This window comes from Streptomyces sp. NPDC059371 (genome assembly GCF_042751995.1).
GTDB lineage: Bacteria > Actinomycetota > Actinomycetes > Streptomycetales > Streptomycetaceae > Streptomyces.
On record NZ_JBHYXD010000048.1, the window covers coordinates 50,898 to 64,374 of the forward strand.

Genomic DNA, 13,477 nt, shown 5'->3' on the forward strand with positions numbered 1-13,477 from the left:
CGAGTGACGCTCGAGCTTGCCCAGCGCGCTGCCGAGGTCGTTCCAGGCGCTGGCTTGGCCGTGGGTGTCGCCGGTTTCTCGGTAGAGGTCGAGGGCGGCCTGGTGGGCCTCGTGCGCCTCCGAGTGACGCTCGAGCTTGCCCAGCGCGCTGCCGAGGTCGTTCCAGGCGCTGGCTTGGCCGTGGGTGTCGCCGGTTTCTCGGTAGAGGTCGAGGGCAGCCTGGTGAGCCTCGTGCGCCTCCGAGTGACGCTCGAGTTTTTGGAGTGTGACGCCGAGGCTACTCAAGGCGCGGGCTTGGCTGTGGGCGTTGCCGGTCTGTCGGCAGAGGTCGAGGGCGGTCTGGTGGGCCTCGTGCGCCTCGGTGTGACGTTCGAGCTTGCCCAGCGTGCTGCCGAGGTTGTTCCAGGCCGTGGCTTGGTCGTGGGTGTCGCCGGCTTCTCGGTAGAGGTCGAGCGCGGTCTGGTGGGCCTCGTGCGCCTCCGAGTAGCGCCGGAGCATGGCCAACGCGCCGCCGAGGTTGTTCCAGGCGCTGGCTTGGCCGTGGGTGTCGCCGGCTTCTCGGTAGAGGTCGAGCGCGGTCTGGTGGGCCTCGTGCGCCTCCGAGTAGCGCCGGAGCATGCCCAGCGCGCCGCCGAGATTGTTCCAGGCGCCAGCCTGGTTGAGAGTGTCGCCGAGTGCCTGGCAGGCATCGAGGGCGTGGGCGCGGACGGTGATCAGGTCCTGGAGCCGCCGCCGCCATTCCAGGTAGTGACCAAGGGCGAAACCGAGGCTCAGGGCCGTCTGGGTGCGGGCATGGGTGTGCGTGGTTGCGAGGAGGTTCTCGCGTTCGGCATCGAACCACGCCAGTGCCTGTTCCCGTCCTGCGAACAGCTGTGATACGGCCTTGCCAGGCGGCCGGAAGTGGGTTTGGGCGGCTTCCGCGTGACGGACGTAGTAGTCGGTGAGCCGGGTGCGTGCCTGTTCATAGCGCCGGCGGGGAGCACGGCCACGGTCCATGGTGATCTGGGCCTGCTCCTGCGCGTGAACGCGCAGGAGATCGTGCATGTACCAGCGGTCGCGTGACTGGCTGTTCTGGATGAGCAGGCGCGCCTGGACGAGCTGGCGCAGCAACGGCGTGACTTTGTCGGCCGGCTGGTCGGTGAGAGCCGCGACGCCGGGGGTGGAGATGTCCGGGCCGGGGTGGAGGCCCAGGAGGCGGTAGAGGTCGGCCTGCTGAGGGGTGAGGCGGGTGAGGCATTCGTCGAAGACGGCGCGCAGGTTGCGTTCGCCGTCGTCGAGACCGCCGAGGCGGCTGCCGGCGTCGGTGAGCATCCGCACCCGCTCGGACAGCGGCTGGTCGGGGTCGTCCGCGAGGAGGGCAGCGGCGATCTGTAGGGCCAGGGGCAGGTAGCCGCAGAGTGCGGCGAGTTCCTCCGCGGCCGCGGGTTCTTCCTGGACGCGCCTGTCGTCGGGGTCGGCGACCTCCAGCCGCTGGCGCAGGAGGTCCACGGCGGCATCTGGCTGAAGGGGGTGGAGGTTGAACAGGCGAGCGCCGAGTCCGGGCAGGGTGTGCCGGGAGGTCACGAGCACCGCGTGGTGACGTGCCGGCAGCAGCGACCGGACCTGGTCTGATGTCGAGGCGTTGTCTGCCAGGATCAGGACCCTCTGCCCCTCACGTGCCAGGGCGTCAAGTTGGGACCGGTAGAGCCCTTCCCGTTCGTCCAGCGTGGGCGGGATGTGATCGGCCGCGATGCCAAGGGCTCGCAGCAGCGCCTCCAGGGCGTCATCCGGCGGGACGGGGGTCGGGTCGTAGCCGCGCAGGTTCACCATCTGCACACCCGTGAACCAACCCTTGTCGAGCGCGGCATGCCCCACGGCATAAGCGAGCGTGGTCTTGCCCACGCCCGGCAACCCCGCGACCGACCCCACCGTCGCACCCGCACTGCTTGCGGGATCGAGCAGGGACAGAACCTTGGTGATCTCGTCTTCGCGGCCGGTGAACTCCTGCGGCAGACCCGGCAGAGCGTTCAGCGCGGTCGGCACCGCCGCGTACGCCTGCACGTTGAAATTCGTGTTCTGTATCCCGCTGCCAAGCACCTGACTGCCCTCGAACGACGCCCCCGCGAAACTGCTACCCGGCCGCTGCCGCTGCCCGGGACGCTTGTCCCCTCTGGCGCCGCTCTTGCGCTTGCCTGATGTCTTCTTCGCCCCCATGCCTGCCGCCCGCGCCTCTACCGGTTGATCGTGTTGTTCTGCGTGCCGCTTCCGAGAACCTGGCTGTCGGTGAACGTCGCATTGCTGAAGTCGTTGTGCGTGCTCTGCACCGGAGCCTGGGCCTGGGCTTGCTGGACCAGAGCCTGCAACTCGGCCGCCACCTGCTGACGCTCCTCGTCGGGAAGTTGCTCCAGAAGCATCTCCAGACGGGTCTGCCAGCGGGTCACCAGAACGGTCTGCACCCGCTCTGCACCCGCACCGTCACCGGCCGACTCCAGCTCGGCCCGGGTCTGATCGAGCCGCTCGAGCTCGGCCTGCTCCCGCCCTGCCTCGCCGCGACCAAGGATCCGCGCGACACCACTGCGAATCCCCGCCCACGCGTCCGTCCCCGCCGCCTGCACGATCGCCCCGCCACCAGCCGCCGCCACCGCAATCAGTCCCTCGACCAACACGACAACACCCCCACAAAACAACGGACAAGAAGCCCAGCTTAGGACGAGACCGCCCACCCAATCAGCCGAAACAACAACCCCATGCCCGGCTGCCACGGGGCCGGCAGCCGGGAAGTCGCTTACCCGGGGCCGTCGCCCCGAAAGGTGAGGGAATCACGAAGCAGGTGCAGGGGCGCAGCTACCCGTTGCGAGCCGACGTCAGGGCTTGTACCAGGGGCGTCGTCCGCTGGTCCACCAATCCGGTGAACCGTGTGAGGGGGATCGACGACAGCTGCTACTGGGGCTCCGCCCGTACATGAACGCACAGATCAGTGCCCCATCTCAGCGTGTGGCAGGTTGTGGGGTGACTGTGGGGCGGAAGGCGCCTGTAGGTGCACATTCGCAGATCAGGACCCGAGCACCGCGCGGACTGTAAATCTACTGGCTCGGTCGAACGGTTGGCTGGGTTGCTGGCGGCTTGGGCCGGGCCGTCTGTGGGCCGTCAGAGGGCGGCCCACACCGGCCAACAACGACCGTGGACGGCCGCTCGACCCCAGGTCACCGCCGTCTCGGCGTGGATCGTTCGAGGGTCATCCGACGCCGAACAAGTTCCCGCGCAACAAGCGCCAGGAGTGGGAGGAATCCCGCTCCAACGTGACCGCCGGTAGCTGCGGAAGGCCCTGCCCGTGTGTAGACGCGAAGTGGGGCGAGAACGGCTTCAAGAGGCGGTCATGGGGAGCCATACGGGGAGCCAACCGAGACGTCCGACGGACGAGAGCGGACCACCGCGGACGGCGGCAGCGCTCGGCAGCAGGTCATACCGGGCTCCCCGACCGTCCACTCTGAGCCCACTGTTAGCTCTGCCTTAAAGGCACCATAAGGATCTCCCTCACCCGCCTTCAGCAGGCGATTTCTCGGATTCTTGGGGCTAGCTTTCTGATCACCCCCACGGGATCCCCGCACGGAGCGCCGTGCGGGACTCACCCCACGCATCAGGACCGTTCGAGGAGTTCCCCATGTCCGTACGCCGCAAGGCCGCCGGCGTCGCCGTTCTCGGTGTCGCCCCGCTCGCCCTGTCCGCGCTGGCGGCGGTGCCCGCCTCGGCGCACGGGTCGATGGGGGACCCGGTGAGCCGGGTGTCCCAGTGCTACGCGGAAGGGCCGGAGAACCCCAGGTCGGACGCCTGCAAGGCGGCTGTCGCGGCGGGCGGCACCCAAGCGCTCTACGACTGGAACGGCATCCGCATCGGCGACGCGAACGGGCGGCACCAGGAGCTGATCCCGGACGGCAAGCTGTGCAGCGCCGGCAACACCGAGTTCAAGGGGCTCGACCTGGCGCGCTCCGACTGGCCCGCGACGAGCGTGAGCGGTGGCTCGTACACCTTCAAGTACCGGGTGACCGCACCCCACAAGGGCACGTTCAAGGTGTACATCACGAAGTCGGGCTACGACTCCTCGCAGCCGCTGGGCTGGGGCGATCTCGACCTGACGCACCCGGTCGCGACGGCCACCGACCCGGTGGCCTCGGGCGGCTTCTACACGTTCTCCGGCACTCTGCCGGAGCGCTCGGGCAAGCAGCTCCTGTACGCGGTCTGGCAGCGCTCGGACAGCCCGGAAGCCTTCTACTCCTGCTCCGACGTGGCGTTCGGCGGCGCGAGCGGCGGCAAGGGCACAGGCACCGGCGGCAGCGCTCCCGCGCCCAGCGCCTCGGCGCCCTCCGAGAAGCAGATCGAGGACGGCGGTGACAAGTCGACCGTGGAGCACCACGGCCACGGTGACGACGACGCCGGTACATCGGCGGAGCCGGCCGCGAGCGCCGACACCTCCGCGGCGGCCGAGGACAGCAACGGTACGGCCGAGGGCGCCCAGGCCACCGCTGGTTCCGCGGACGCCTCGGACAACCGGCCGGAGGCCGCCGGTGCGCCCCGGAGTCTCGCCGAGACCGGCGGCGACGCCTCCACCTCGTACATCGCGATCGGCGGTGCCGCCACGCTCGCGCTCGGTGCCGCGGCGCTGTTCGCCTCCGTGCGGCGGCGCGCGACACCGGGCAGCCGGCGCGTGCGCTGAACCGCGGACGACTCCGGGGGCTGACCGGCGGCTCAGGTCGGACAGCCCCCGGCTGCGTGGCCCGCCGTCCGCGTTCCGCAGGCGCGGGACGCGGACGGACGGACGATCACGCCGGCGTGCTCGGGCGGACCACCATGGACGAGTGGTCCGCCGAGCCGGTCAGCTGAAGACCGACGCGCAGTTGGTGGTGGAAGCGTGCGCCGGGTCGAGCGCGTTCGCCACCTCGTGGTACGCGATCCGGTCGAAGACCCCGATGGCCACGTGCTCGGAGAGGTCGAGCCCGCACAGGTTCTGCAACAGGACGTTGTGGACGTCGGATCCGCTCAGGTACTCCGACTCGTACGGCGTGACCACCTCGTCGTACTTGGTGGCGATGACCGTGTAGTGGACGCCGGGGACGGTGTCGCCGCCCTCGTTGAGCTTGGTCATGAACGCGGAGCCGGCGATCTGGTCGGCGAGTCCCGGAGTCGCCGTGGACAGCAGGTTCTCCGCGCCCGGGAAGTACGGGAGCAGTTTGGTGAATCCGTTGAGGGTCGTGCCGTGGTTGTCGGGGGCGAGACCGACGAGGGCGTTCACCTTGGCGGCTCCGCCGAGGAACTTGAGGTAGTAGCGGGGCATCATGCCGCCCTGCGAGTGGCCCACCACGTCGACCTTGGCGGCGCCGGTCGCGGCGAGGACCTTGTCGACGAAGACCTGGAGCTGCGCGGCCGACTTGTCGATGGGGCCGAGGCCGTTGAACAGGGGGACGCCGGGCAGTTGCCCGTAGTCGAGGGAGAAGACGCAGTACCCGCGGCTGGTCAGGTAGGGGGCGAGGGCCAGCCAGTTGTCGATGGAGTTCCCGAAGGTCCCGTGGACGAGGACGACGGGGCGGGGGTGCGCGGTGGACGGCTTGCAGGAGTAGTTGTTCCAGCCACTGCTGGGGGCGGAATCAGCTTGTGCTGTGGCAGCGGGGACGACTGCGACCATGGCGGTCAGGAGCAGCGCGGCCAGGGGTCTGAGCACTCGCTTCCAGGGCAGCATCGGGTGATCTCCTTGCGGCTCAAGGGAGTTGTGGGGGTGTACGCCCAGTGATCCGGATCACGAGGATGCTGTTCACTCGTCAAGTTACGGTCGAGTAGCAGACGTGTGAAGTTACGCGTCAGTAAAAACTTTCAGTGATAACCAGGACGGCCGGCGTCGGTGACCGAGCGTCACCAGGTGGGCCTGATGGGACCGTAGGGCGCGATGCTCGCCAAACGTGTGTACAACGCGCGCATTTCACTCTCCCCCAGCACTTCGGCCCACGCCCGTACGGCGTCCGCGGCCGCTTCTTCGGCCGCCCGGGTGCAGGCCCATCCGAGCTCGGTGAGCACGAGGAGCCTGGCCCGCGCGTCGTCGGGGTGCGGCCGCCGCTCCACGTACCCCTTGCGGACGAGCTCCTCGGCGAGCTGACTGGCGGCCTGCTTGGTGACCCCCAGATGAGCCGCGACCTCGGTGACGGTCGCCCCGTTCGGCGCCAGCCGCGCGAAGGCGAAGCCGTGCGCGGGCCGGACCCCCTCGAACCCCCGGGCGACCACGCCTTCATGGATACGTTGCGTCAGCTCGCCGGCGGCGGCGAGCAGGGCGGCGGACAGGGCCATGGCCTCGGAGTTCTGCACGAACGCATTCAAACACCCTTGACTATTCGGTCAAGCTGCTTGACCATCGTCTCGAAGCAAGTAGTCAAGCAGCTTGACCATATTCCGAGCCCTTGGCCGGACACCCGCCGATTCTGGAGGCACCCGTGCCCGTCGTCCGTTCGTCCGAAGCCGTCGTCCACGAGGTCCACGGCGCCCGTTTCACCTCGTACGCCGCTCCCCGCAGCGGCAGCAAGGAGCTGTGCGCCTGGCGCGCGGAGATCCCCGCGGGGCATCAGGCCCCCGTGCACACCGTCAACCGCGAGGAGATCTTCCATCTCCTCTCCGGGGAACTGCTGGTCACCCTCGACGGCCGCACCGAGCGGATCACCGCGGGCGACACCGTGATCATCACGCCGGGCGCGGTCCTCGGCATCGAGAACCCGACCCAGGAGGCCGCGCTCTCCTGGGTCACCACGTCCATCGGCCTCCGGGCGGAACTGGCCGACGGCACGACCCTCACGCCGCCCTGGGCCAACTAGGGCCTGTCCGGCACGGCCTGCCCGGCACTTCCCGTCTGCCCGGAGTCTCTTACGCGGCCAGCGTCCCCGGGCCGATCACGTGCGGGCCGAACCTCGCCCGCGCCCGGTCGGCGACCTCCTCGATGCGGCGGACCTTCTCGTCGACCGGGTCGAAGGTGAGCTGATGGGAGGCCTGCTCCGCGGGGGTCAGCCCCTCGGCGCGCAGGGCGATCACACGGACCCTGGCGCGCTGGAGGCCGAGCGCCTCGTACATCCGGTACGCGGTGCCGGTCAGCGTCGAGGAGTGGGCGGTCGCCTCCTTGAGGGTGCGGTTGCGGGTGGTCGCGGAGCGGTCGGCGTACCGCACGGTGAGGGTCAGCGTGCGGCAGACCTTCTCCAGGGAGCGCAGCCGGGTGCCGAGCTCCTCGGTCGCGGAGAGTAGTGCCCGGCGATGCCGGTCGGGGTCCAACTCGTCGCTCCGGAAGGCTCGTTCGACGGCCAGAGAGCGTGAGGTGGCGTTCGGTACGACCCGGCCGCGGTCGATGCCGGACGCCTTCTCGCGCAGTTCACGGCCGGGCCGGACGCCGATGAGACGCTGCAGGGTGGACAGGGGCGCGGCCGCGACCTTGCCGATGGTGTCGAGGCCGTACTCGCACAGGGTGCGGGCGGTGGCGCCGCCGACGCCCGGCAGCGCGGCGACGGGCCGGCCGGCGAGGAACTCCGTGACGGCGTCCGGCTCTTCGGGCACCACCCGGGGCACGCCGGGCACGGCGTCCCGCAGCGCCATCCGCGCGAGCATCGGTCCGGGCCCGGCGCCGATCACGCAGTCGATCCCGTGCAGGGCGATGGCCCGCACCCGGATGAGCGAGGCGAACTCGACGGCGCCGCGCCCGAAGTACCGCTCGGCACCGCGCAGATCGAGCAGGGCGCCGTCGGGTGGCAGCGCCTCGACGACAGGGGTGAACTCCTCCAGGACGCCGAGGAGCCGGGGCAGGGCGGCCTCGTACATCGGAGGCAGCGTGAAACGTACGCAAAGGATGGTCATCCCGCACTCCCCGGGCTCTGGTGCCACAACTTCTTTCCACCCGCGGGCCCTTCGCCCGCGGGACGCAGATCGGCCCAGGGGTGCATCTCGTACCCCGTGGGCATCCGGATCGTCCGGCCCCCGGACGGACCACCGCCGCCTGACGGACCACCGCCGTCGGACGGACCACCGTCACCCGACGATCCCGGCCGCCGCGATCCCCGCGGACCGCCCGGCTCACCCGGCTCCCCTGGCCCGCCCGGCTCCCCCGCCTTCCGCGGCGCGGGTTCGGCCAGTCGCGCCGCCACCACGTCGAGGCCCCCCTCGGCGCGCAGCTCGGCCAGTTCGGCGAGGTTCCAGGCCGCCGCGCCCACCACACTGAGGCTGCGCGGGCCGCGGCGCTGCACCACTCCGCGCACGAGCAGCAGCCAGGAGTGGAAGACGGTGTGGGCGCAGGCGTCGTGGGAGTCGTCGAAGAAGGCGAGGTCGACCAGGCCCGTCCCGTCGTCCAGCGTGCTGAAGATGACCCGCTTGCCGGAGCGGATCGGCGGGGTCTGGGTGGCCGCCTTGGCACCCGCGACCAGGACCGTCTCACCGTGCCGCGCCTCACGCAGCCGACGTGCCGTGACCACGCCCAACTCCCCCAGGAACGTACGGTGGTCGTCCATCAGATTGCGCGAGGCGTCCATCGAGAGCACGCCCAGTTCGGCGCTCAGCCGCTCCGCCGGGGACAGGTCCGGCAGCCCGGCCGAGGCGGTGTTCCGCCCGCCGGACAGCGGGAGTTGGCCACCGCCGGCGCCCCGGGAGCCGCGGTGCAGTTCGGTCAGATGCAGTTGCAGATCACGGCGGTTGGCGCCGAACGCGTCCAGCGCGCCGACCTGCGCGAGCCGTTGGGCGAGCGGCCGGCTCGGCCGGGCCCGTTCCCAGAAGTCGAGCAGCGAGGCGTACGGCTGTCCGTCCGCGATCCGCGCCGCCTCGGCCTCACTGATGCCGTGCACGTCGGAGAGCGCCAGCCGGACACCCCAGCGACCGACGGGACCTACGGAACCGTCAACCCCGGACCCGGACCCGACCCCAGCCCCACTCCCACTCTCATTCCCACTCCCGGACCCGGACCCGGGCTTGGCCCCGGCCCCGGTCCTGGACTTAGGCCCAAGCCCCGACCCCGACCCCGACCCCGGCCCCACTCCCACTCCCGCTCCCGCCCCAAGCCCCGACCCCGACTCCACTCCCGCCCCAGACCCCGCCTCGGACCCGGCCCCCAACCCCGACTCGGACACCAGTTCGATCCGATGGGCGACCGCCGACCGGTTCACGTCCAACGGCAGGATCGGCACCCCGCGCCGCCGCGCGTCCGCCAGCAGCAGCCGCTTCGGGTACATCCCGGGGTCGTGCGTGAGCAGCCCCGCGTAGAAGGCGGCCGGATGGTGAGCCTTCAGCCACGCCGACTGGTACGTCGGTACGGCGAAGGCGACGGCGTGCGCCTTGCAGAAGCCGTACGACCCGAAGGCCTCGACGATCTCCCAGGTGCGCGCGATGATCTCGGCGTCGTACCCCTTCACCGCCGCGTGCTGCGCGAACCAGAACCGGATGCGCCCCTGCGACTCGGGGTCGGACAGCCCGCGTCGCACCCGGTCCGCCTCGTCGCGTCCGCAGCCGGTCATGATGTCGACGATGTCGATGATCTGCTCGTGGAAGACGACGACTCCGTACGTCTCCTTCAGCGGCCCCTCCAGATCGGGGTGCGGGTAGCGGACCGGCGCCCGGCCGTGCCGCGCCTCGATGAACGGCCGCACCATGTCGGCGGCGACCGGCCCCGGCCGGAAGAGCGAGATGTCGACGACGAGGTCGTGGAAGGTCGCGGGCTGAAGCCGTCCGACCAGGTCGCGCTGGCCCGGCGACTCGATCTGGAAGCAGCCCAGCGTCTCGGTGGACTGGATCAGCCGGTACGTCGCCGGGTCGCCCGGCGCCACCGCGTCGATGTCCGGCCGGTCCCCCGTGGCCCGCTCCACCTCGGCCACCGCGTGCGCCATCGCGGACTGCATCCGCACGCCCAGCACGTCGAGCTTGAGCAGACCGAGGTCCTCGACGTCCTCCTTGTCGAACTGCGACATCGGCAGACCCTCGCCGCTGGTCGGCACGACCGGCGTACGGGCGAGCAGGGAGGCGTCGGAGAGGAGCACCCCGCACGGGTGCATGGCGATACCGCGCGGGAGGGCGTCGAGGGATTCGACGAGGTCCCACAGCTTGCCGTATCTGTCCTTCTTCCCCGCCAGCTCACGCAGTTCGGGGAGTTCGTCCATGGCCGCGCGGGCGTCACGGGCCCGGATGTGCGGGAAGGCCTTGGCGATCCGGTCGATCTCGGCCGGGTCCAGCGAGAGGGCGGCGCCCACATCGCGGACGGCGTGCCGGACGCGGTAGGTCTCGGGCATGGAGACGGTCGCGACCCGCTCGGTGCCGAACCGGCCGATGATCGCGCGGTAGACCTCCAGCCGGCGTGCGGACTCCACGTCGATGTCGATGTCGGGCAGCACCGGGCGGCGCTTGGACAGGAAGCGTTCCATCAGCAGCCGGTGCTCGACGGGGTCCGCGTGCGCGATGCCGAGGAGGTGGTTGACCAGGGAGCCGGCCCCGGAGCCGCGCGCGGCGACCCGGACGCCCATCTTCCTTACGTCGTCCACGACCTGAGCGACCGTCAGAAAATAGGAGGCGAAGTTGTGGTGGGCGATGATGTCCAGCTCGTGGTGCATCCGTTCCCAGTACGCGCGCCGGCCGGCGTAGCCGCGCCGCACCATGCCCGCCGCCGCCCGGGAGGCGAGGACGCGCTGGGCGGTGCGCCGGTCCGCGCCGACGAGCCGCGGTTCGGGGAAGTGCACGCCACCGATACCGAGGTCGTCCTCGGGGTCGACGCGGCAGGCGGCGGCGGTGGCCCGGGTCTGTTCGAGCAGCCGGTGCGCGGTGTCACGGCGGTAGCCCGCCGCCTCGACGATCCGTTCGGCGGCGGCCAGCATGGCGGCCTCGTCCTTGAGCCAGGCCTCACCGGAGTCCAGCTCGCGCCGGGGGTCGACGGGGACGAGCCGGCGGGCGGCGTCCAGGACGTCGGCGACCGGGCCGAGGCCCGCGTCGGCGTACCGGACGGCGTTGCTGAGCACGGGACGCACCCGCTGCTCGGCGGCGAAGCCGACCATGCGGGCGGCCAGACGCAGGGAGCCGGGGCCGGTGCCCTGACGGCCGTGCCAGACGGCTTCGAGGCGCAGGGCGTCGCCGTAGATCTCCCGCCAGGGCGCGAGCAGCGCGGCCGCGCGGTCGGGGCGGCCCGCGGCGAGTGCGCGGCCGACGTCGGAGGCGGGGCCGAGCAGTACGGTCAGGCCTTCGGCGTGGTTGTCGGACCAGGGCAGCAGCGGGGGGCCGTCCGCCTTGCCGCCCGCATGCGTCGCCGTGACGATTCTGCAGAGGTCGGCCCAGCCGGCGGCGCCGTCCCGGGCGAGAAAGGTCGCCCGGGGTGTCGACTCGTCGATGAAGGCACCCCCGCGCACCGGAGTGCGGCGCCGCTCCCCCCGTATGGGCTCCCCGACCGCCAGGTCCACGCCGAACAGCGGGCGGATGCCCGCCTTCGCGCAGGCCTTGGCGAACCGGACCGAGCCCGCGAGGGTGTCCCGGTCGGTGAGCGCGAGGGCGTCCATGTCCCGCTCGGCGGCGCGCTCGGCGAGTCGCCCCGGGTGCGAGGCCCCGTACCGCAGGGAGAACCCGGAGGCGGTGTGCAGATGCGTGAATCCCGGCACGCACACCTCCCGACCTGTGAGCCTTTACCGGCCCTCGAACACTTGTTCCCAATTACCTCACCCCCACCATAGACCAATTCTCGAACACTTGTACGACAACTGCTCGGACCCGGCCCCACCTGCGCAAACACCGGCCGGCACAGGCCGCGGGGCCGGCCGGAGGAGCGCCCCCTCCGGCATGGGGCTCCCCGGCCGGGAACCCGAGAGCCCCGCCACCCGCGACACGCGCGGGGACGGGGCTCCGTCTTCCCGGGGAGGCCGGGACGGGAAGGCCGTCAGCCGATCTGGGCCCCGAAGGCCGAGAGCGCCTCGGGCGCCGGCTGGAAGAACGTCTCGCCGCCCGCGGTGCAGTCACCGCTGCCGCCGGAGGTGAGGCCGATGGCGGTGTCGCCGGAGAAGAGCGAGCCGCCGCTGTCGCCGGGCTCCGCACAGACGTCGGTCTGGATGAGACCGTTGACGACATCGCCGTTGCCGTAGTTCACGGTGGCGTCCAGACCCTTGACCGTGCCGTCGTGGACATGGGTCGTGGAGCCGCTGCGGGTCACCTTCATGCCGACGGTGGCGTCACCCGCCTTGGTGATGGGCTGCGTGGAGCCGTTGTAGAGGTCGACCTCGCTCGGGTGGTCCGTGGTCGCCGTGTACTTGACCAGGCCGAAGTCGTTGTCGGGGAAGCTGGACTGCTCGTTCGTGCCGATCTCCTTGCCGCCGGAGTCCGACCAGGTGGAGATCTCCGCGGTGCAGTGCCCGGCGGTGATGAAGTACGGATGGCCGCCCTTGACCACGTTGAAGCCGAGCGAACAGCGCCCGCCGGAACCGCTGATGGCGTCACCACCGGCGATGAAGGGTTTGAACTCACCCTGGGTGCGCTTGAGTTCAGCCTTGGCTCCGAGACCGTCGACGACCTTGGTGAGTCTGGTCCACTCGGCTCCGGAGACCGTGCGGTCGGCGGTGACGACGACCTTGTCGGTCCGCGGGTCGGTCGCCCAGGACGTACCGGGGATGGCCGCGTCCTTCTTGAGCGTGGTGCGGGCGCCGGCCAGCTCGGCGAGGGAGTTCTCGACGATCCTGGCCCTGGCGCCCGCGACCGTGACGGTTTCGGCCGCGGCCCTGTCGAGCACGTTGACGACGAGGTGCCGGGACTTCGCGTCGTAATACGTTCCCGCGGCGTCGGCGCCCAGGTCCTCGCCGAGGTCCGAGGCGAGCTTTCCGGCCGCCGTGACGGAGAGAGTGTGCGGAGCGGGACTCCTCGGGACCTCGCTCGCGTTCGCAGTCTGGAAGGTGACTCCGGCGACGACCAGTGCGGCGATGCCCGCACCCGTCATGAGGGCATGCCTCTTCGATACGCGTCGGTGCTTCAACTCACGTCCTCCTGTGGGGGGTCGGTCCGGGCGGTTGTGGGGACCTCCGGGACCTGAAGGCGTACGACATGGGCGCTGAGCACGGTGGAAAAGTCCGTACCGTCGCGTCCATGCCAGTTGTTCCTCGACCCACTATTCCGAGACGCACAGGGAACACACAAGGTCGACTTCAGGACTCCTGTACGACAACAGCCGTACGCACCGTACGCTCTGACTGTCCGTGGTCACGCCCGTGGATTCGCACTGCAAACACCGCGTCTACATCACACCGTCACGATCGACGGGACCCCGGCCTGTCTTGATATCGCCCCCAGGTGGAGCGATTCCAAGAAGGCTCGCCCGTAAGGCGGTTGCATCCGCACCGGTTGCTCCGCCCGGCGGACTACTCGGACCCGGTCGGCCGCTGTCCGGACTGGGCCCGTTCCAGGAAGCGCAGCAGTTCGACCGGGAAGGGCAGGACGAGAGTGGAGTTCTTCTCGGCGGCGACGGCCACGACCGTCTGCAGCA

Annotated in this window: 9 protein-coding genes and 1 pseudogene; 2 read left to right on the forward strand and 8 right to left on the reverse strand. The window is 70.7% G+C overall.

The features are described from left to right. Both ACFXGX_RS25095 and ACFXGX_RS25100 read right to left on the reverse strand, forming a co-directional pair. The coding region (locus ACFXGX_RS25095) for a tetratricopeptide repeat protein (protein ID WP_384795123.1) at window positions 1-2,193 on the reverse strand (2,193 nt) is incomplete at its 3' end. Window positions 2,194-2,210: 17 nt separating this feature from the next. Further along, window positions 2,211-2,645: a hypothetical protein gene (locus tag ACFXGX_RS25100; protein WP_384795125.1), complete on the reverse strand. Its 435-nt coding sequence runs from the start codon at window positions 2,643-2,645 to the stop codon at window positions 2,211-2,213. Window positions 2,646-3,640: 995 nt separating this feature from the next. On the opposite strand from ACFXGX_RS25100, the gene ACFXGX_RS25105 reads away from it, so the two are divergent. Continuing rightward, window positions 3,641-4,690 carry a lytic polysaccharide monooxygenase gene (locus ACFXGX_RS25105; protein WP_384795128.1) on the forward strand — a complete coding sequence of 350 codons (1,050 nt, stop codon included), beginning with the start codon at window positions 3,641-3,643 and terminating at the stop codon, window positions 4,688-4,690. 159 nt (window positions 4,691-4,849) lie between these two features. On the opposite strand, the gene ACFXGX_RS25110 is transcribed toward ACFXGX_RS25105, so the two are convergent. Both ACFXGX_RS25110 and ACFXGX_RS25115 read right to left on the reverse strand, forming a co-directional pair. Continuing rightward, a complete protein-coding gene (locus ACFXGX_RS25110; RefSeq protein WP_384795130.1) occupies window positions 4,850-5,710 on the reverse strand; it encodes an esterase/lipase family protein in 861 nt (286 codons plus the stop codon). A 170-nt stretch (window positions 5,711-5,880) separates the two neighbouring features. Then, the gene (locus ACFXGX_RS25115) at window positions 5,881-6,327 is read right to left on the reverse strand and encodes a MarR family winged helix-turn-helix transcriptional regulator (RefSeq protein WP_384795132.1); all 447 of its coding nucleotides are present in this window, start codon (window positions 6,325-6,327) and stop codon (window positions 5,881-5,883) included. Window positions 6,328-6,452: 125 nt separating this feature from the next. Between ACFXGX_RS25115 and ACFXGX_RS25120 the strand changes: the two genes are divergently transcribed. Continuing rightward, window positions 6,453-6,827, forward strand: coding sequence for a cupin domain-containing protein (locus ACFXGX_RS25120; RefSeq protein WP_382789440.1), 375 nt, complete (start codon window positions 6,453-6,455; stop codon window positions 6,825-6,827). 49 nt (window positions 6,828-6,876) lie between these two features. Here the strand turns inward: ACFXGX_RS25120 and ACFXGX_RS25125 are convergent, their stop codons facing one another. From ACFXGX_RS25125 to ACFXGX_RS25140, 4 genes and pseudogenes are all read right to left on the reverse strand, one after another. Continuing rightward, a complete protein-coding gene (locus ACFXGX_RS25125; protein ID WP_384795134.1) occupies window positions 6,877-7,851 on the reverse strand; it encodes a hypothetical protein in 975 nt (324 codons plus the stop codon). Continuing rightward, window positions 7,848-11,612, reverse strand: coding sequence for a DNA polymerase III subunit alpha (locus ACFXGX_RS25130; protein WP_384795136.1), 3,765 nt, complete (start codon window positions 11,610-11,612; stop codon window positions 7,848-7,850). The genes ACFXGX_RS25125 and ACFXGX_RS25130 overlap by 4 nt, the downstream gene beginning before the upstream one ends. Window positions 11,613-11,887: 275 nt before the next feature. Then, window positions 11,888-12,934 (reverse strand): S1 family peptidase, encoded by a 1,047-nt coding sequence (locus ACFXGX_RS25135; RefSeq protein WP_384795138.1) that lies wholly within the window; start codon window positions 12,932-12,934, stop codon window positions 11,888-11,890. A 418-nt stretch (window positions 12,935-13,352) separates the two neighbouring features. Beyond that, a pseudogene (locus ACFXGX_RS25140) lies at window positions 13,353-13,477 on the reverse strand (slipin family protein); the annotation flags it as partial.

Excerpts from the sequence above, each read along its gene's own strand:
- ACFXGX_RS25105 (WP_384795128.1), top strand. The coding sequence starts at position 3,641 with ATGTCCGTACGCCGCAAGGCCGCCGGCGTCGCCGTTCTCGGTGTCGCC.
- ACFXGX_RS25110 (WP_384795130.1), bottom strand. The coding sequence starts at position 5,710 with ATGCTGCCCTGGAAGCGAGTGCTCAGACCCCTGGCCGCGCTGCTCCTG.
- ACFXGX_RS25125 (WP_384795134.1), bottom strand. The coding sequence starts at position 7,851 with ATGACCATCCTTTGCGTACGTTTCACGCTGCCTCCGATGTACGAGGCC.
- ACFXGX_RS25135 (WP_384795138.1), bottom strand. The coding sequence starts at position 12,934 with ATGACGGGTGCGGGCATCGCCGCACTGGTCGTCGCCGGAGTCACCTTC.